At 42.7% G+C, this 19619-nt stretch carries 15 protein-coding genes; 6 read left to right on the top strand and 9 right to left on the bottom strand.

The features are described 5' to 3' along the window. From gatA to T344_RS0103695, 6 genes are all read left to right on the top strand, one after another. On the top strand, positions 1-1470 hold the full coding sequence (gene gatA, locus T344_RS0103720; protein ID WP_027627601.1) for an Asp-tRNA(Asn)/Glu-tRNA(Gln) amidotransferase subunit GatA: 1470 nt from the start codon (positions 1-3) through the stop codon (positions 1468-1470). A 112-nt stretch (positions 1471-1582) separates the two neighbouring features. After that, a complete protein-coding gene (gene gatB / locus T344_RS0103715; protein WP_027627600.1) occupies positions 1583-3022 on the top strand; it encodes an Asp-tRNA(Asn)/Glu-tRNA(Gln) amidotransferase subunit GatB in 1440 nt (479 codons plus the stop codon). Positions 3023-3154: 132 nt separating this feature from the next. After that, positions 3155-5248, top strand: coding sequence for a glutamine synthetase III family protein (locus T344_RS0103710; protein ID WP_027627599.1), 2094 nt, complete (start codon positions 3155-3157; stop codon positions 5246-5248). A gap of 179 nt (positions 5249-5427) precedes the next feature. Beyond that, positions 5428-6963, top strand: a complete 1536-nt coding sequence (locus tag T344_RS0103705) for a methyl-accepting chemotaxis protein (protein WP_027627598.1) — start codon at positions 5428-5430, stop codon at positions 6961-6963. A gap of 198 nt (positions 6964-7161) precedes the next feature. After that, the gene (gene asnB, locus T344_RS0103700; protein ID WP_027627597.1) at positions 7162-8991 is read left to right on the top strand and encodes an asparagine synthase (glutamine-hydrolyzing); all 1830 of its coding nucleotides are present in this window, start codon (positions 7162-7164) and stop codon (positions 8989-8991) included. Between the two features lie 284 nt (positions 8992-9275). Beyond that, complete coding sequence (locus tag T344_RS0103695) at positions 9276-10151, top strand: C40 family peptidase (RefSeq protein WP_027627596.1); 876 nt, start codon at positions 9276-9278, stop codon at positions 10149-10151. A 118-nt stretch (positions 10152-10269) separates the two neighbouring features. On the opposite strand, the gene T344_RS0103690 is transcribed toward T344_RS0103695, so the two are convergent. The 9 genes from T344_RS0103690 to T344_RS0103650 all read right to left on the bottom strand — a co-directional run bounded on the left by T344_RS0103690 (position 10270) and on the right by T344_RS0103650 (position 19464). Next, entirely contained in the window at positions 10270-10836 is a 567-nt protein-coding gene (locus tag T344_RS0103690) for a hypothetical protein (protein ID WP_027627595.1), read from the bottom strand. 176 nt (positions 10837-11012) lie between these two features. Next, entirely contained in the window at positions 11013-11651 is a 639-nt protein-coding gene (gene dhaL / locus T344_RS0103685; RefSeq protein WP_027627594.1) for a dihydroxyacetone kinase subunit DhaL, read from the bottom strand. A 22-nt stretch (positions 11652-11673) separates the two neighbouring features. Beyond that, entirely contained in the window at positions 11674-12675 is a 1002-nt protein-coding gene (locus T344_RS0103680; protein ID WP_027627593.1) for a dihydroxyacetone kinase subunit DhaK, read from the bottom strand. A 37-nt stretch (positions 12676-12712) separates the two neighbouring features. Continuing rightward, positions 12713-13168: a ribose 5-phosphate isomerase B gene (rpiB, locus tag T344_RS0103675; RefSeq protein WP_027627592.1), complete on the bottom strand. Its 456-nt coding sequence runs from the start codon at positions 13166-13168 to the stop codon at positions 12713-12715. Positions 13169-13224: 56 nt separating this feature from the next. Then, complete coding sequence (locus T344_RS0103670) at positions 13225-14931, bottom strand: methyl-accepting chemotaxis protein (protein ID WP_027627591.1); 1707 nt, start codon at positions 14929-14931, stop codon at positions 13225-13227. A gap of 61 nt (positions 14932-14992) precedes the next feature. Further along, positions 14993-15760 carry a GolD/DthD family dehydrogenase gene (locus T344_RS0103665; protein ID WP_027627590.1) on the bottom strand — a complete coding sequence of 256 codons (768 nt, stop codon included), beginning with the start codon at positions 15758-15760 and terminating at the stop codon, positions 14993-14995. 95 nt (positions 15761-15855) lie between these two features. Beyond that, on the bottom strand, positions 15856-16857 hold the full coding sequence (locus tag T344_RS0103660; RefSeq protein ID WP_004625907.1) for a substrate-binding domain-containing protein: 1002 nt from the start codon (positions 16855-16857) through the stop codon (positions 15856-15858). A gap of 52 nt (positions 16858-16909) precedes the next feature. After that, the gene (locus T344_RS0103655) at positions 16910-17872 is read right to left on the bottom strand and encodes an ABC transporter permease (RefSeq protein ID WP_027627589.1); all 963 of its coding nucleotides are present in this window, start codon (positions 17870-17872) and stop codon (positions 16910-16912) included. Positions 17873-17994: 122 nt separating this feature from the next. Next, positions 17995-19464 carry a sugar ABC transporter ATP-binding protein gene (locus T344_RS0103650; protein ID WP_207641818.1) on the bottom strand — a complete coding sequence of 490 codons (1470 nt, stop codon included), beginning with the start codon at positions 19462-19464 and terminating at the stop codon, positions 17995-17997. Positions 19465-19619 lie beyond the last annotated feature (155 nt).

The following is a 19619-nucleotide window of genomic DNA, read 5'->3' as shown; positions in this document are numbered from 1 at the left end:
ATGGAAATTACCAGGTTGACCATAAAAGAAGCCCGCACCCTTCTGGATTCAAAGAAAATAAGTGCTGTTGAGCTTACTGATATATATATGAATAGAATAAAAACTCTTGACGGCAAAGTTGATTCTTATTTGTCTGTATGTGAAGAAACAGCCTTGCTGCAGGCCGCGGAAGCCCAGAAGAAAATTGACGGCGGGAATGGCGGTATGTTATGCGGTATTCCTTTAAGTATTAAAGATAATATTTGTATAGAAGGTACTAAAACCACCTGCGCTTCAAAAATGCTTGAGGATTTCATACCACCATATACGGCTACGGCAGTAAACAAGCTTCATTCCCAAAACGCAGTAATACTTGGAAAGGTTAATCTTGATGAATTCGCCATGGGCGGTTCAACCGAGAATTCCGCTTTTAAGAAAACAAAAAATCCCTTCGATCTGACAAGAGTTCCCGGCGGTTCCTCGGGAGGATCGGCGGCATCGGTTTCAGCCTCACTGGCATTGGGATCTCTTGGTTCCGACACCGGCGGTTCTGTCAGACAGCCCTCGGCATTTTGCGGTGTAGTCGGTATGAAGCCTACATACGGCCTTGTATCAAGATACGGGCTGGTGGCCTTCGCCTCCTCTCTCGACCAGATTGGGCCCATAGGCAAAACCGTTGAGGATTGTGCCATATTATTGGATGGGATTTGCGGTCAGGATCCCAGGGACGGAACCTCTTTAAATTATAAGCCGGAGGCTCCATATGCTGCCTCTGTGGCAGGCGGTATTAAAGGCTATAGAATCGGACTTCCCAAAGAGTATATAACCGAAGGTTTGAACAGTGAGGTCAGAGCTGCTTTGTATAAATCTGTTGAAACTCTGGAAAAGCTCGGTGCAAAGGTTGAGGAGTTTTCCATGCCAAGTCTGAAGCATGCCGTCCCGGCTTATTACCTGATGTCATCCGCCGAAGCAAGTTCAAACCTGTCAAGATATGACGGTGTCAAGTACGGATACAGGGCGGAAAACTGCCGGTCTTACAACGAGATGATAGGCAGGTCCCGGGCCGAGGGTTTCGGCCGTGAAGTCAAGAGAAGGATTTTACTTGGAACCTATGCCCTTGCTTCGGGTTATTATGACGCCTACTACAAAAAAGCTCTGAAGCTCAGGACTTTAATAAGCCAGGGTTTTGATGAGGCCTTTGCAAAATATGATGTGGTATTGCACCCCACTACTCCCGAAACAGCCTTCAAGCTTGGGCAAAACACAGATGACCCTCTAAGCATGTATTTGGCTGATATATATACTGTCTCTGCAAATATTGCAGGTCTTCCGTCAATATCGCTTCCATGCGGATATGATTCAAATGGACTTCCCATAGGCTTGTCCTTCACTGGAAAGCCTCTTGGAGAGCGCGAAATATTCAGAGCCGCTGCAGCTTTTGAGGCAGATTTTGCCCCGGAGTTCAGAGTGCCCGTATTGATAGGAGGTTAGCTTTGAAAGCGCACATGGCCAATTAACCTCCTTTATTCGCCACATTGCGATAAAGGATAATTACTTGCATAACATTTTGTGGCCACAAATGTGGCTCATGGAGGTTAATATAATGAAATACATTCCAACCATAGGTTTAGAAATACATGCGGAGTTATCCACCAAATCAAAAATATTCTGTGACTGCCCCGTAAGTTTTGGCGGAGAGCCCAATACAAGATGCTGTCCGGTGTGCACCGGCCTGCCGGGCACCTTGCCTGTTTTAAACAAAACAGCTGTTGAATATACGGTCAAAGCGGGGCTGGCCCTGAATTGTGAAATAAATGAATTTTCAAAGCTGGACAGAAAAAATTATTTTTATCCCGATTTGCCAAAGGCATATCAGATTTCACAGTTTGACCTGCCCATATGCAAAAACGGAGGAATTACTATCAATACTCCCGAGGGTAAGAAATTTATCCGCATAGAGAGGATACACCTTGAAGAAGACGCCGGAAAGCTCCTGCACGACAGTTATGACAACTACAGTCTGGCAGATTACAACCGCTGCGGCGTACCGCTTATAGAAATAGTCACAAAACCTGATCTCTCCTCCTCCGAAGAGGCCAGGGAGTTTGTCGAGAAAGTCCGCCTCATGCTGCTCTACTCCGGCGTTTCAGACTGCCGGATGGAGGAAGGTTCACTTAGAGCAGACGTAAACGTCTCAATCAGGCCTCAAGGGGCAGAAGAACTTGGAACAAGAACAGAGATGAAGAACATCAACTCAATCAGAGGTATAGCAAGATCAATAGATGCCGAAATAGAAAGGCAGTCCGAGCTTCTGGACGAAGGTAAGAAAATCACACAGGAAACCAGAAGATGGGATGATAACAAGGGTGAAAGCAAATCCATGAGGAGCAAGGAAGATGCCCATGATTACAGATACTTCCCCGAACCGGATGTGGTACCCATATCCTTTACAAAGGAAGAGATCGAAGCTTTCCGCAAGGCCTTGCCCGAGCTCCCCGATAAAAGACTTGCCAAATACACCGGTGAATTCGGCCTGAGTGAAGTTGATGCCAACTTGCTTCTGACCTCGGTCAGCCTTTCGGATTTCTTTGAGAGTGCTGCCAACGAGTGCGGAAACCCCAAAGCAGCTTCAAACTTTATAACAGTTGAAGTATTAAGGCAATTGAATGATACCGGACTTTCCGCAGAGGATATCCCTTTTGGAGGTGAAGTATTGGGCCGCCTGCTAAAGCTGGTTGAAAACGGGGAAATTACCGCGGCCAATGCCAAAAAGGTTCTGGCTGAAATGTTTGAAGGCGGTAAGAACCCTGAGGACATAATAGCTGAAAAAGGCTACAAGGTTATCAATGATACCGGTGAAGTTGAAAATACAGTTAAAGAGATACTTGCCGGCAATGAAAAGGCTGTTGCCGAGTATCTGGCAGGCAAGGAAAAAACCTTTGGGTTCCTGATGGGACAGTGCTCCAGAGCATTGGCCGGAAGAGGAAATCCAAAGGTAGTGCAGGAAGTCCTGAGAAGTGAATTAAACAAATTGAAGGGATAATACGACAACAATTAAATTTATCAGTGAAACAAAGGCGTTTCGCTCCTTTTTTAAATAAGGGAGTGGAATGCCTTTTTTTATAAGTTCAAAAACAAATAATTAAAATTAATTTTATTAAGGGGGTTACTTAGTATGGCAAATGTAACAGAAATTTTTGGAAGCAGTGTATTTAATGACACGGTAATGCATGAGCGCCTTCCAAAGGCAACTTATAAATCCTTGAAAAAAACTATTGATCTTGGTTTGGCTCTTGATGAATCGGTTGCCGACGTAGTTGCAAGTGTAATGAAGGATTGGGCGATAGAAAAAGGTGCCACCCACTTTACCCACTGGTTCCACCCAATGACCGGCATCACTGCCGAAAAACATGATGCATTTATTTCTCCCACCGCAGACGGAAAAGTAATATTGGAATTTTCGGGCAAGGAACTCATCAAGGGTGAACCCGATGCATCCTCCTTCCCGTCAGGAGGTCTCAGAGCCACCTATGAGGCAAGAGGATATACAGCCTGGGACTGTACCTCACCTGCATTCGTAAAAGACGGCACACTCTATATTCCAACTGCCTTCTGCTCATATACGGGAGAAATCCTTGACAAGAAGACTCCATTGCTCCGTTCAATGGAAGCTCTCAACAAACAGGCATTAAGGATATTAAAAGTTCTTGGCAACACTTCTGCAACAAGGGTGACAACAACCGTCGGCCCTGAGCAGGAATACTTCCTCGTTGACAGAGAGCTGTTCAAACAGCGTAAGGATTTGATCTTCACAGGAAGAACCCTGTTCGGTGTCAAACCTCCAAAGGGTCAGGAATTGGAAGACCATTACTTTGGCAATATCAAGGAAAGGGTTTCCGCGTATATGAAGGACCTTGACACCGAACTCTGGAAACTTGGTATTTCTGCCAAGACCGAACACAACGAGGTTGCTCCTGCCCAGCACGAATTGGCACCAATATTCAACACATCAAACGTAGCTACCGATCACAATCAGCTTACAATGGAACTGATGCAGAAGGTCGCATTAAGACATGGTCTTGCATGCCTGCTGCATGAAAAGCCATTTGCCGGTGTCAACGGTTCGGGTAAGCACAACAACTGGTCGATGTCAACCAACGACGGACAGAACCTCCTGGAACCGGGTTCAACACCGCATGACAATGTTCAGTTCCTTATCTTCCTGACTGCCGTGATCAGAGCAGTGGATGAATATCAGGATTTGCTGCGCCTGTCTGTAGCCACGGCCGGAAACGACCACAGGCTCGGTGCCAACGAAGCTCCGCCTGCCATTGTTTCAATATTCCTCGGAGACCAGCTAACTGACATTATCAACCAGCTTGAAAACGGAAAGGCAAAGGGAAAAATCTACAACAATATCCTGGAGACAGGCGTTGCAAGCCTGCCCAAGCTTCCAAAGGATACAACAGACCGCAACAGAACTTCACCCTTTGCATTCACCGGAAACAAATTCGAATTCAGAATGCTTGGTTCTTCTGCTTCAATTGCAGGTGCCAACTTTGTTCTCAACACAATAGTTGCTGAAATTCTGCAAAAGTTTGCCGATCAGCTGGAAACTGCAGACGATTTAAATGCCGCCATTGCAACCCTGCTTTCAGAAACCGTTAAAAACCACAAGAGAATCATATTCAACGGAAACGGCTATTCGGAAGAGTGGGTCGTTGAAGCCGAAAGCAGAGGCCTGCTCAATATGAAGTCAACTGTTGAGTGTATTCCTACCTTTATCAATGACAAGAATGTCGCAGTGTTTGTCAGACATGGCGTGTTAAGCAAATCGGAAATCGAATCCAGATATGAAATACTCCTTGAGAACTACGTTAAGACAATCAATATTGAAGCATTGACCATGGTCAACATGGCCAAGACTGAGATATTGCCTGCCGCCTTCAGGTTCAGCAGGGAACTGTCGGACACCATCAATTCGGTTAAGGCAACCGGAATGTCTGTTGAGGTTTCAGCCCAGTCTTCGGTATTGAAGGAACTTTCACCGGTTCTCAGTTCCTTTGCTTCAAACCTGACTGCATTAAAGAAGACACTTGAAAAAGCAAATGCTGAAACCGGCAGCGCATTAAAGCAGGCAGAAGCCTTCAGCAAGACTGTCATTCCTGCAATGGAAGCCTTAAGAACTGACGCCGACAAACTTGAAGCTATTCTGCCCAGAGACATGTATCCATTCCCTACCTATGCGGATCTTCTCTTTAATGTTTGATTAATCCAAATCCAGAAGGCAATGGTGCACAGGCGCTCTCTCGCCGCCGGCAAAAGCCGGCCCGCACTGTTGCCTTTAATTGAATGATAAATTACCGAAAAAATTAATGGCATGAGTCAAATAAATCTCCAGTTTCGGAATGGGAGATTTATTTGACTCATGCCGGAATTGGAGATACGATGAAAAACATTTCATACCTGGTTGCTTCAGGTGCACTTCTCACATGCTCCACTGTTCTTGCGGCAGTATCGGGATGGAATCTCCTAATATTGGCAATGAATATGGTCTTATTTATGGGGTATTTTGTTTTTATCCGACATTTATTGACAAGCAGCAGCAGGCAATACACTGATAATATTAAAAAACTTAAAGATGAGCTAAGAAAATTCAACTCTGAAGTGCAGGTTACTTCAAGTCAGATATCCTCAGTATCCGAAAGCATTGCTGTAACCAGTGATGAGAATAATGAATTCGCAAAGTATGTATATGACAAAGTAAGAGAGATGGCTGATAATAATGAAAAAGTAAATTCCAGCATTACCAACACCCTCTCTGAAGTCAGAAGCATTATGGAGCTCCTGAATAACGCAGATGGCATAACCCTTGATATGCTGAATAAGAGTTTGATTTCCAAAGACACGGTAAAGCTGAGTCTTGAAGAAATATTGCAGATAGTTCAAACAATTAACGGCATACATGAATCCTCCGATAAGACCCTGACAAATATGGAACAGCTTCAAAAAACCTCAAAAGAAATAGTACATATCCTTGAAACAGTCGGCAATATCTCAAAACAAACCCAGCTCCTGGCACTTAATGCCACAATAGAATCGGCACGTGCAGGTGAGCATGGAAAAGGTTTTACAGTGGTTGCCTCTGAAATTCACAAGCTTGCGGAGGATACCAACAAATCTGTGGGAGATATCAATTCACTGATTAAGGCCATCCAAACCGAAGTGGGAAATGTGTATGGGGACGTAAAAGAAAATGCCCTGCGCGTGGATGCCGGAATATCCGTCACTAAAAAAATTGAAGGAAATCTTGAGAGAATCGACTCTTCCTTTAACGATGTTTTCGGAATGATGGATCAGATAAGCCGGTTTTCCAAACAGGAGGTTCAAATCGCTCAAAATGTGGGAGACCAGATCAAAGAGGTTGAGGAAGTCATGCTGCAGACATCAAAATCAGTCGATGCTGTTTGTACCTCGGTTCAGCAGCAGAAGCAAAATATGGAGGACATCTCCTCACTGGGCACCCGCCTGAATGAAGCCTCCTCCTCCCTTGCAAAGCTCTTTTCCAGCGAAGCTGCAGTTGAAACTGAGGTTATGGAGAAGCCTGGCAGCGAAGCAATGGATAAAGCTAAAAATTCTCTTTCCATCATAAAGGACGAGCTTTGTTCCAGAGCCGAAATAGTCAATTCCAAAGACAGCAACACTCATGAAGCTGTTTTAAGCAGTTTTATGAAAAAATACAGTTTTGTTGAGGCGGCCTGGACCAATGACCGCAAAGGCAGATTTATCTGTTCCATACCCGAAGCCGGTATAGCAAACGCAAATGTGAGAGAATGGTTTAAGCATGGTATTGAGGGTGAGGATTTCATTTCACAGGTATACATTTCCGCTATAACAAGAAATCCATGTGTTACCGTTTCGGCACCAATCAGGAATACTGCCGGTGAAATCGCCGGCGTAGTGGGAATTGATATAATCATCTGAAAATTTTCACGATTTATGCACTAATCGCCTCCAAACTTCATATACTGAATAAAGTAAAAAGTATGCTGCAATACGTTTCTAAAATTCATACTTTTTACCCGACCAAAGGGACAATGACGTCTGGTCGGTTAATTTTTTTATTAATTGACTTAAAATACTTCTTGTCCTTTTATTTATTTGACTTTGGAGGAATATTTTATGTGTTCGATTCTTGGTATAATTAACTTTAAAGATTCTGCTTCAGGCGTAACCCAGACGGTTTTGAATGAAATGAGAAAAACCACCGTTCATAGAGGGCCGGATCAAAATGGCTTCTTCCGCAGTGAAAATGTATGTTTCGCGCATAACAGGCTGGCTGTAATTGATGTTGAAAACGGCCTTCAGCCAATGACTGCGGTTTTTGAGGGGAAAAGCTATACCATTGTCTATAACGGTGAAATATATAATGCGGATGAACTGCGGAAGGAGCTTTCATCTTCCGGTGTAAAGTTCAGCACGCACTGTGATACCGAAGTTGTGCTGTATTCGTACATAATCTGGGGCCGCGGATGTTCGGAGAAGCTTAACGGCATATATGCCTTTGCAGTTTATGATGATGCAAACAAAAGGGTTTACCTCTCCAGGGACAGGATGGGAGTGAAACCTTTTTTCTATACCCGGCTGGGTAATACTTTTATTTTTTCTTCCGAGGTCAAGGCCATTTTAAAGCATCCGCAGATAAGAGCCGAGCTGGACAGTGAAGGAATATGGCAAATGCTTTACCTGTCCCCCATGAGACCTTCCAATAACGGCATATTTAAAAATATATATGAAATTTCTCCCGGATACCATGGTACTTTTGATACCGATGGTCTCAGCCTCAGCAGGTATTGGTCTCTTGAGGCCTATGAAATGCGGGACGACGAAGACACCATCCTTGAAAAAACCCGGTTCTATTTGACAGATGCCATTAAGAGACAGCTTGTTTCGGATGTGCCTTTATGTACCTTCCTGTCAGGCGGGCTGGATTCCTCCATTGTAACTTCCGTTGCAAAAACGGATAAAAAAAACGGGGAAACCCTCTCCACCTACTCTTTCGAGTATGAAGGCAACCAGCAGCATTTCGAGGCCACAAGCTTCCAGCCCGAAAGTGACGATGCCTATGCTGCATGGCTTGCGGCATACCTGAAAACAGACCACACTATACTTACCGTAACCCAGCAGGAGATTGCCACTCTGTTGTATGATGCCGTAAAATACAGGGATTATCCCGGCATGGCTGATATTGATTCTTCACTGCTCTATTACTGCCGTGAAGTTAAAAAAAGACATACTGTTGCTCTGAGCGGGGAATGTGCCGATGAAATCTTCGGCGGTTATCCTTGGTTCTATAAAACCGAAATGCTGCACAGGGACTTTTTCCCGTGGATACACGATCCTGAATCTAAAGTGTTCCTGTTTCACCCGGATTTCGCCAAACCCAGGGAAGGTTTCGAATTTGTAAAGCAGATGTATCTGGACACTAAAAATGCCTGCCCGCTGGCCCCAAACGAATCCGAGGAAATGAAAAGCAGCAGGATAGCTACCTGGCTGTCTGTCAACTGGTTTATGACAAGTCTTTTGGAACGCAAGGACAGGATGTCGATGGCCAGCGGCCTTGAGGTCAGGGTACCCTTTTCCGACCATAGAATTCTGGAATACGTATATAATGTACCCTGGAGCATCAAGTTCAAAAATAAGGTCGAGAAATCCTTACTGAGGAATTCAATGGCTGAATACCTGCCTGATAAGATTCTTAACCGAAAGAAGAGCCCCTATCCCAAAACCCATAATCCTGAATACGAGAAAATCGTGACCCGCATATTTGAACAGGTGCTGGCCGACTCCAATTCGGTGCTGCGGGATATTCTTCACCAGGATGCTCTTACACTGCTCCGCACAGGCAGCAATGTAACCTGGTTCGGACAGCTCATGGGCCGTCCGCAGCTCATAGCCTGGCTGCTGCAGCTGAATTACTGGTTCGGAGAGTATAATGTGAAGATAGTGTAAGGACAACTTCAATAAATGGGCAGCTCCATTAAAAGTGTATGCCTTCTTTCCCTTATAATATTGATTCCAACTTTTTTTCTGATGTATTATTTTTAAAAATATTTAAAAGTAATACATCATTCTATTTTATTCCATTTATTTACATTAGTTGTTAATCATGAATTTTATACTCCTGATATATTGAAAGAGTAATTGAATTCAGTTGCATGGGATGGGGATAAATTCTGTGCAAACTGCGATCCCATTCATTTGTTTTTTCAATATTAATCATTAGGAGGACTACTATGGGAAAGATTGAAACTGCAACACAATGGATGATTGATTTGGCAAATGATAACAGCCACGGATATGACCAGACATACAGATGGGGAGAGCGTGGTGATTATGACTGCTCTTCTGCAATCATAACCGCCTGGCAGACTGCCGGCGTACCGGTAAAAACCAATGGTGCAACTTATACCGGTAATATGAAGAGTGTTTTTCTTAACACCGGTTTTTCCAATGTAATATCATCGATAGTACTATCAAGCGGTTCCGGCCTGGTACGTGGTGATGTATTGCTGAATTCATCCTCACATACTGCAATGTTTATTGGCAACGGTCAAATCGTTCATGCAAGCCAAAATGAAAATGGCGGGGCAACCGGAGGACAACCAGGGGATCAAACAGGAAAAGAAGTTTGCATCAGAAGTTATTATAACAGCCCCTGGGACTGTATCCTGAGATATAACGAAAGCGGTACTCCCCCCGGAGGTGTTAACACAATTATACAGGCCGGACAAGTTCAAGCAAACAAGTTCACCGGTTCCAGCATCGCTACCGATGGCGTAAGAGGAGCTGAAACCAAAAAAGCAGGCATTAAGGTTTTACAAACAGCTATGAATTTAGATTATAATGCAGGTCTTGTTGTGGATGGAATCTGGGGTACTGCATCAAAAAATGCTCTTGGAAGTCATTACGTTACCAAGGGAGAAACCCAATACATGGTTACCGCAGCCGAAATTCTTGTAATGTTGTGGGGATATAATCCAAATGGTGTAGAGTATCCGGGAACCTTCGGTTCGGGACTGACAACAGCAATAAATTCATTTAAAAGTGCCAATGGCTTACCTGCAAACGGAATATGCGACAGTACCACATTTATTGCACTTATCAGCTAATAAATACAAAATGGGTCCAAAATAAGTTTTATATGTAGAACACTTTAAAAACTCCTTTTTGGTTGAGAATTGCAGCTTTAACCAAAAAGGAGTCTTTTTAATGAGTGCATTATCTATTTTAGCCGAATTCATGCCCAGGTATTCCATTATTGACATAGGTCCTGCCTTCCAATGGCTCGAAGCCCGATATCTCTATGTCGGTTACAATGGGTTCTGCATTATGTTTATTTGGGAAGGTGAAGTCAAGAGTATACTTTTTTCCGTAAAAAGCCGCTTTCATGCCATCGTCTGTAAAAACTGCCGTATTGGTAAGGAAAATAACCTTTTTATTTTTTTCTCCCTCCGGCATATTCACTTCATAAACAGTGAAATCAAAGGAAGTATCGGTTATATTGGATATTTCAACCTCACAATAACTTTTTAAAACATTATCTCCGAAACGCCTGTCATCAAAATAAATGCCGTCAGATAATTTAACTTTTCCAACTACTTTATCTTTATTTTGAGGGGCTTTGTTTTCATCCTCCACAGCTTGTTCCTTATCCTTTTCTTTTTTTTCATCAACGCTGCCTTGCCCGGCAGTAGCAGTAGTCGATGCAGCTTTACTTTCGTTTTTATTACCGCTGCAGCCAACAAAAATGAAAATAACACTTAAACATATTAACAAGAGAGAAATCTTTTTCATAAATAAATCCTTTAATATAAAAATTCTAATTTAAAAATTAGCACACTTTTCCAATATTTACAATATAATTTTTTAATAATCGGTCCTGAATATTTTTCCCCCTTATTTAAAAGGCGGCTGCAAAACCAAAATAAGTTTTGCAGCCGCCCCTATTAAAAAAACATTACGAAAGAATTTTACAACAATGCTGCAATAGCATCCGCCATTGACTGCAAAATAAGATTGCATGAAGTGGCTCCCGCATCGAGAACCCCCCTTGATCTCTCTCCCAGTCTGGCAGCTCTTCCTATTTTGGCCACCATATCCTTTGTGGATTCCTTTCCCTTTTCGGCCTCAACTTTCATATCCTGCAGTGCCGCCTTGAAGTCTTTTCCTTGGGCCAAAGCCGCCTTATATGCGTCAATAGCCGGAACCAGAGTATCCATGAGAGTTTTATCGCCGACTTTTGCTTTATCAAAAGCCTGCATGCCTTTGAGCGCCCCCTCCAGTGCGGCTCCAAAAGCTTCCCTGTCTATATCTTCAACCTCCTTGAAACCTTTTGAAAACTCGGTGAAGAAAGTTCCGTACAGGGGACCCATCGAACCGCCGATTTCAAGTATAAGTGTTTTACCAAGTACATTAAAGCCTTCTGACAGGCTTACTTCTTTGCCGCCCAATCTGTTTTTGGTGAGGGTAAAACCCTTGTTCATATTAACCCCATGGTCCCCGTCACCTATCAATCCGTCAACCTCACTTAAATAAACCCAATTATCTATAATTGTATTTATGACGTTATATACTACTGAAGATGCGCCTGAATTTTTAAAGCTGCTCATAGTTGAACTCCTTTCAAAAGATTTATTTAAACTGCTTCATTCCAACTGTGTCCACTTCTTCGTCCACAAGTTCCTTGAGCTCCTCATCAACTTTCATCAATGTGACTGTAGCTCCCATCATTTCAAGTGAGGTAAAGTAATTTCCCACATAAGACCTGTGCACTTTGATTCCTTTTTCGGCAAGTATTGCTTCCACCTTATTGTAAAGTATATAAAGCTCCATTACAGGAGTAGCCCCAAGACCCGAAACAAGAGCAACAACTTCATCCCCTTCGACAAAGGGATAATCCGGAAGAATAACGTCAAGCATCATCTGAGCCATTTCATCGGCTGATTTGAGCTCGGAAACCTTTATTCCGGGTTCACCGTGATGCCCGATACCTACTTCCATGGTACCCGGCTCTATTTTAAAGTTCGAATGTCCCACCGCCGGTATGGTGCAGGAGGTAAGTCCAATGCCAACACTTCTTGTATTGTCTATGGCTTTCTGTGCTGCCGCTATAACTTCATCAAGGGTGCCTCCCCTTGCAGCCTTGGCTCCCCCAACCTTCCACATTAATATTTCTCCGGCTACACCGCGTCTTTTTTCCCTTTCGGACTTGGGCGCAGAGGCGACGTCATCGTTTGCAACAACGGTTTTAACTGCTATACCTTCTTCTTCGGCAAAAGTTGTAGCCATCCTGACATTCATATTGTCTCCGGCATAGTTCCCGTAAAGACAAGCTACACCCTTCCCTGAGTCGGCCTCTCTCATTGCATCCAGGAATGCTTTGGCGGTAGGCGATGCAAATATCTCTCCCACTGCAACGGCATCAACCATGTTCCTTCCGCAGTAACCTATGAATGCCGGTTTGTGCCCCGAACCTCCTCCGGTAACAATACCGACTTTACCGGGAACAGGAGCATTTTTATACTTGATTGTTCTTGGATTGTCGGTTTTTACAACTATGTCTGTATGGGTTTTGAGGAAACCTTCCAGCATATCTTCTACACAATTGAATGGATCATTGATAATTCTCTGCATATAAAACCTCTCCCCTCTTTTTCTTTTATAATGTTTATCAGCAGCTTTTCAAGTATTCACTTTCATATTCGGATATTTTGTTGACTTTCGCTTCCGAACCGCCGCCTTCGAATTCGCATTTGAGCCATAAATTAACCAAAAGCTTTCCAAGCTCTATCCCTATTACGCGTGCCCCAAGAGTCATGATCTGTGCGTTATTGCTCTTTCTGGAACGTTCAGCCGAGAAAGGATCATGGCAAACAGCCGCTCTTATTCCGGGAACCTTATTGGCGGCAATTGCCATTCCGATTCCCGTACCGCAGATCAAAATACCTCTTTCATGTTTTCCTTCAGCTATTGACCTTGCAACTGCAACAGCAATATCAGGATATAAAACCGGATCGGTATTATAAACTCCGAAGTCTTCAAATTCCATACCTTTTTCTGTTAAAAGGCCTTTTATTACTTCCTTGAATTGAAATCCTGCTTCATCACATCCTATTGCTATGGACATCTGCTTCACTCCTCTATTAAATGGTTTGAATATTTATTTTAAGCGTTTCGTTAAATTTATATTTTAAATTTATTGACCAGCATACTGAGACCTTCTGCCAGTTCGGCCTGTGCCTGTGCGGATTTTGCAACCTGTTCAAGTGCTATAGCCGTTTCATTCACATTATTTGAAATGTTTTCGGAATATGAATGAGATTGTTGTGCGGTACCCGACACATTCTGTATTACCAAACCTACCTGATTTAAAGTTTCCATCATTGTTTGGGCCGATGTAACAATTTCCTCCGACATTTTATGAACGGATTTTGCATCCTGCTCATAATTTTCACCCGTTTCAATCAGTAATTGATAATTTTTCATCACATTGTTTTCTATATATCCCAGGATTTCCTGTGTATTATCGGATAAATTGACAAACGAGGATTTTACTTTATTTATTACCCTGTTGATGTGTTCGGCAGCCCAGGTGGATTCTTCGGCCAGTTTGCGGATTTCTTCGGCTACGACGGCAAAGCCTTTGCCCTTCTCTCCCGCTCTTGCAGCCTCGATAGTCGCATTTAAGGCAAGCAGATTGGTTTGTGAAGCAATCTGCCTGATTGTATCGGTCATCTGCACAACTTCCTCCACTACTTTTCCCTCTTCGATTGCGTGGACGACTTTCGTATGTTTTTCAACATACAGTTCTTTTGCAACCTCTATTGCCGCTGAACCTTGTTCCTTAATATTCTCCGCAGAGAGCCGGATGTCTTTTGCAGACGAATAACCGCTGTTTGCTTTGTCCACCAGTATATTTGTACCTGCAATGATTTCTTCAGTTGAAGCCGAGACTTCTTCAACAGAGACACTCAACTCCCCTGTGCCTCCGGATATTTCTTTTGTTGACTCATTTATGCTCTCCATAGCGGAGGTTACTTCTTCTATGGTGGCGGATAATTCTTCGCTTGATGAATTTATTTCAGTTGTATTTCTGATAATTTCAGAAATCAGGTGCCTTGTGTTGTCTGTGGCTTTGTTGAGTGCATTTGCAAGTCTGCCTATTTCATCTTTGGAGTCAGTTGTAATGCTCCTTGTCAAATCCCCGCTTCCGAGGGCTTCACTGAAACTTAAAACCTTGTTTATTCCTTTTAAAATGCTTTTGGAAATCAAAACCCCTGATAATATTGCAATTAAAAAACCTATAATTACAATGGATAAAATAGCCTTAAAGGATTTATCAAAACTTGCAATATTGTTCTGTTGATCCTTTTTTGCCAGATCAACGGTCAGAGATATGTCTTTATCCAGGATATCCGATATTTCATCCCTTATGGAAAACACGTGGGGATATAGCGCTTCTGCCTTTGAATATTCACTTTCATGGACTAAATTAATAATTTCTTTCCTGGCGCTTTCATACTCATTTAACAGTTTTTCAAATTGTGTAAATAGATCTTTGTTTGTCAAACCGGTTTTTTTATAATCTGCTATGAGTTTGTCATTTTCAGTATCTATCTGTTCAATTTCTTTCTCCAGAGAACCGATCCGTATTATGTCTCTTTCATAAAGAAGCCGTAAAATATCTATTTGTATTTTTAAAAGATTTTCTTTTAGATTTCTTAAGTGATTGACTCCCTGCAAGTTTGTTTCATACATGGCATTTCCCCGCAGGTTTATATTTTGCATTTCTGAAATGCCGATATATCCTACAATGCCTATGAGAACTGCAACTAAAATAAAACAGGACAATAGCTTTTGAGAAATTTTCATATTTTTAAAAAAGTACACTATTAATTCCCCCTACTTTTTTGCCTTTTAACTGCTAAAGCACGCTATTTCCCAAACTCTGCTATTTTATTGTAAAACCACCGTCTATAAGCAGATTGTGTCCGGTAATCATGCCGGCTGCACCACTGCAAAGGAATGCTATTGATCCCGCAATTTCATCCGGTTCGGCAAAACGTTCCGAAGGCATTTCTTTTTTAAATGCATCTCCTACAGGTCCTTCCCAGGCTTTTTTGCCCAAATCCGTAAGAACTACCGTAGGTGATACCGCATTTACTCTGATGCCGTATTTTCCCCACTCATATGCCATTACCTTTGTCATTGCTATGATACCGCCCTTGCTTGCACAATAGGCCACATGCTTATCCAGCGCAATTACACCCGCCTGTGATGCCATATTGACAATAGAGCCTTTTTTGCCCGCAGCAATCATATATTTTCCGACAGCCTGAGCCATCTTAAATGAGGCCGTAAGATTTATGTTTATCGTCTTTTCCCACATATCGTCACTCAAGGTTTCAGCATTGTCAAGAGCAACTATTCCGGCACAGTTCACCAAAATATCAACACTGCCGAATCTCATTACAGCTGCATCAATGACAGCTTGTCTGTAATCGGCTTTTGTAATGTCACCGGCAACCCCTATGCAATTCTGACCTAACTGATCAGCTATTTTATCTGCTTCCGGGTTGAGATCAGCTAAAACACAGTTAACACCTTTTTCTGAAAAAAAGCGCGCCGTAGCCAGCCCTATTCCGGCTGCACCTCCTGTTATTATTGCCGTCCTGCCCTGCAAGGAGAAATTTAAATCTGCTCCGCAGTATTCTAACATAATTAGCCCCCCATAACTATTTTTGTTTATCTTCAATATCTGTGATTATAAAGAAAGGGAGCTCCCTCCCCTTCCTTATAATCAATCAGCCTGAATTATTGTGCTCTCTGCTTGAATTCCGCTACATTATCCTTTGTAACAGGTTCAAAGTCGATCCAGTATTCCTTGTCAACATTTTCGCCCTTGGCTTTTGCAACCGCAATTTCCAGAGCCTTGCTTCCCTGTCCTGCACCATCCTGGAATATTGATGCTATCAAGGTTCCTTTTTCCACTGCATTCAAAGCATCTGTTATACCGTCAACTCCTATGGTAGGAATATCCAGCTTCTTTGCTTCTATTGCCTGCCTTGCACCCAGTGCCATTTCATCATTTTCACCTACGACCGCATCTATTTTGTCAAAAGCCTGCAGCCAGTTTTCCATAACTGTCATAGCCTCAGAACGTGACCAGTTGGCTGTTTTTTCTGCAAGAACCTTAATATCGGGATACTTCTTAAGTACATTCTGGATTCCCTGGCTGCGTTCCAGCTGGGCAGACTGTCCAAGAGGTCCGTCAAGTATGACTATGTTGCCTTTGCCTCCGAGCTTATCAGCTATAGCCTGCATTTCCAATTCGCCGGCATATACGTCTTTTGAGCCGACATAGCTTGTAAGTTTATCGCTGTCAACACGGGTGTTGACTCCGATGACCGGTATATTCGCCGCTGCCGCCTTATCAACCGCAACTGCACAGGCCTTTGCATCCTGAGGATTCAGAATGATAGCATCCACACCGTCTGAAATCATTGTTTCAACCTGATTTATCTGTGTATTCGGATCATAGTTACCATCATAAATTTTAAGCTCTACTCCTAATTCCTCTGCTTTCTTCTTTGCTGCATTTGAAAGTCGGACTGTGAATTCATTTTTGAGACTGTACAGGGTCATTCCGACAACAATTTTCTTATCTGCCGGTTTGCTTGTTTCGGTAGCCTTAGCTGTGTCTGCAGATTTGGTTGATTCGGCCGTACTCTGACTTGTACTTGAAGAACAAGCTGCAAAGGTAGTTAGCATTATTGCAGCTATTAGCAATACTACGAGTCTTTTCATTTTTTTCATAACTATTCTCCTTTAAATTTTTATTAGTAATAAACCGTCTTATAAACGGCTATTAGTCATTGGAACTGTTTAAGCTATCCATCATAACGGCTGCTATTATTATCAAGCCTTTTATGATCAACTGCCAATAGGAGGATACTGCCATCATATCCAGACCGTTATTTAAAACTGCTATTATCAGAACGCCTACAAGAGTTCCCCATAATCTTCCTCTGCCTCCCGCCAGACTGGTACCGCCCATTACAACCGCCGCAATAGCATCCGTTTCATAGTTTTGTCCTGCCATGGCCAACCCGGAAGATACGCGTGAAGTTAATACCACACCTGCAAGTCCCGACAGAACACCGGCTATCATATATGCAGACCATTTGATCTTTTTAACATTTATACCTGATACGCGGGCAGCTTTGGCATTTCCCCCTACACCGAATATATATCTTCCATACCTGGCCCTGTATATTAGGATACTGCATATTACAAATACTACCGCAAGTATTATAACGGGTATGGGTATGATCCCTACGCTTCCTCCTCCGATTTTCAGAAAGCCTTCACTCAACCCGGGTACCGGCTGTGCATTGCTGGCCAGATAGGTAACTCCTCTGGCAACGCTCAGCATACCAAGTGTAGCTACAAAAGCCGGTACTTTCAACCACGAGATTACTATTCCGTTTACACTGCCAAGTATAAAACCTATTCCCAATCCCACAAGAACCGCTACAAACCAGGGTATGTTTTGATTCTGGGCAACCAGCGCCGCAAAAATCCCTGATGCACCCAATATTGAGCCCACCGACAGGTCAATTCCCCCTGTCAATACTACGAAGGTCATCCCAAGGGCAAGCAAACCATTTATGGATGCCTGGCGCAATAAGTTGAAAATATTGTTTACATCTAAAAACTTGGGCTTTAATATTGCAAATATGGTTATTACCGCAAGTAATCCTATCAAGGTTGCAAATTTTTCGAAAAATTGACCTGCAGTCATTTTTTTGTAGTTGATTATCTTTTCCATTATTATGCCCATGCCCAGCGTTTCGCATAAACATCATGACAGAAACGACATGGGCTAAGGTAACCCCCTTCATTTATTAATTTTACTTCATTCCAGCTTCGTCCCGCTTGGACACGTTATTATCACATTTTAGACACGGCAAGTCTCATTATGTTTTCCTGTACGAATTCTTCCCTGTTCAGTTCTCCGCCTAATTTACGGTTGCTGAGCACCACAATTCTGTCTGCCATGCCCATTACTTCCGGCATTTCCGATGAAATCATTATGATGGAATTTCCCTTTGCCACGAAATCGCACATGATCTTGTAAATTTCAGATTTGGCGCCTACATCTATTCCTCTGGTGGGTTCATCCAGTATCAAAAGTTTTGGCTTCCTTATAAGCCATTTGGCCAGTACCACTTTTTGCTGATTTCCCCCTGAAAGTGATGTTACCAGCTGTTCCTTGCCATATGACCTTATACGCAGAGAAGCAATCTGCTTCTGAATTACATCGTCCTCGGATTTCATGTCGATTAAGAAGTTTTTGTCAAAATCCTTCATGGAAGCCAGCGTGATATTATGTGCCACGCTCATGTACGGTACAAGACCTTCACCTTTTCTGTCCTCGGTAACAAATGCCAGGCCGTTTTTTATAGCCTCTCTGGGTTCCCTGGGATTGAGCTTTTTACCCTCGAAGATTATTTCGCCTTCATCTGCGGGAGTGAGTCCGAAAAGAGCCTGCATTACTTCGGTACGTCCGGCTCCCACCAAGCCTGCTATCCCAAGTATCTCCCCTCTTCTCACATCAAAATTTATATTGTGGAATTTATTTTGAAGTGTCAGATTACGGACTTCCAAGACCTTTTCACCTATTGGCACGTGCACTTTTGGAAAAATCTCGCTGAGCTCACGTCCCACCATATTTCTGATAAGAATATCATTGTTGATATCCTTTGCCTTCCATGAATCCACGTATGCCCCGTCTCTGAGAACAGTGATTTCATCGGAAATACGGAAAACCTCATCCATTTTATGCGATATATAGATAATTCCTTTTCCTGCCTTCCTGAGGTTGTTTATTATTACAAACAGATTCTCCACTTCTTTATCTGTAATTGCCGATGTGGGTTCATCCATAATAATGATTTCCGCGTTATAGGAAATTGCCTTTGCTATTTCTATAAGCTGCTGGTCGGCAACCTGCAGGTTCTGAAGCTTTTCTCTGGGACTTATATTTTTAATATGAAGTCTGTCCAGCAATTCTTCCGTTTGCTTATACAACTGCCGGTAATCGACAAATACACTTTTTCCGGGTTCACGTCCGAAATAGATATTTTCAGCTACTGTCATTCCGGGGATAGGTGACAGTTCCTGGTGGATCATGGCAATGCCTAAATTTTGTGAATCTGAAGGAGAGTTGATTTCTACACTTTTGCCATTTATACAGATACTTCCTTTATCACTTTTCGTTATTCCTGCCAGGATTTTCATGAGTGTAGATTTACCGGCCCCATTTTCACCCATAAGAGCATGTACCGTACCTTTTTCCAATTTAAAATGTACATCCCTCAATACATTTACCCCGGTAAAACTCTTGCTGATATCCTTCATTTCCAGTAAGCTCAATAATTACACCTCTTTTCCCAACCTTCGCATTTCTTCTTTCATTTCATGGTTTAATTATATAATTGGATTACCGGTTTGATAGGTTAGTTATTTTAATATAAAGTTTGATTTTTTACGATTTTAGATACGGTAAAAGATAC

This window comes from Ruminiclostridium cellobioparum DSM 1351 = ATCC 15832 (assembly GCF_000621505.1).
Classification (GTDB): Bacteria; Bacillota; Clostridia; order Acetivibrionales; family DSM-1351; genus Ruminiclostridium; species Ruminiclostridium cellobioparum.
Note: the sequence above shows the minus strand (reverse complement) of the source record. Positions and strands in the feature narration are given on the sequence as shown.

Excerpts from the sequence above, each read along its gene's own strand:
- gatA (WP_027627601.1), top strand. The coding sequence starts at position 1 with ATGGAAATTACCAGGTTGACCATAAAAGAAGCCCGCACCCTTCTGGAT.
- gatB (WP_027627600.1), top strand. The coding sequence starts at position 1,583 with ATGAAATACATTCCAACCATAGGTTTAGAAATACATGCGGAGTTATCC.
- T344_RS0103710 (WP_027627599.1), top strand. The coding sequence starts at position 3,155 with ATGGCAAATGTAACAGAAATTTTTGGAAGCAGTGTATTTAATGACACG.
- T344_RS0103705 (WP_027627598.1), top strand. The coding sequence starts at position 5,428 with ATGAAAAACATTTCATACCTGGTTGCTTCAGGTGCACTTCTCACATGC.
- asnB (WP_027627597.1), top strand. The coding sequence starts at position 7,162 with ATGTGTTCGATTCTTGGTATAATTAACTTTAAAGATTCTGCTTCAGGC.
- T344_RS0103695 (WP_027627596.1), top strand. The coding sequence starts at position 9,276 with ATGGGAAAGATTGAAACTGCAACACAATGGATGATTGATTTGGCAAAT.
- T344_RS0103690 (WP_027627595.1), bottom strand. The coding sequence starts at position 10,836 with ATGAAAAAGATTTCTCTCTTGTTAATATGTTTAAGTGTTATTTTCATT.
- dhaL (WP_027627594.1), bottom strand. The coding sequence starts at position 11,651 with ATGAGCAGCTTTAAAAATTCAGGCGCATCTTCAGTAGTATATAACGTC.
- T344_RS0103680 (WP_027627593.1), bottom strand. The coding sequence starts at position 12,675 with ATGCAGAGAATTATCAATGATCCATTCAATTGTGTAGAAGATATGCTG.
- rpiB (WP_027627592.1), bottom strand. The coding sequence starts at position 13,168 with ATGTCCATAGCAATAGGATGTGATGAAGCAGGATTTCAATTCAAGGAA.
- T344_RS0103665 (WP_027627590.1), bottom strand. The coding sequence starts at position 15,760 with ATGTTAGAATACTGCGGAGCAGATTTAAATTTCTCCTTGCAGGGCAGG.
- T344_RS0103660 (WP_004625907.1), bottom strand. The coding sequence starts at position 16,857 with ATGAAAAAAATGAAAAGACTCGTAGTATTGCTAATAGCTGCAATAATG.
- T344_RS0103655 (WP_027627589.1), bottom strand. The coding sequence starts at position 17,872 with ATGGAAAAGATAATCAACTACAAAAAAATGACTGCAGGTCAATTTTTC.
- T344_RS0103650 (WP_207641818.1), bottom strand. The coding sequence starts at position 19,464 with ATGAAGGATATCAGCAAGAGTTTTACCGGGGTAAATGTATTGAGGGAT.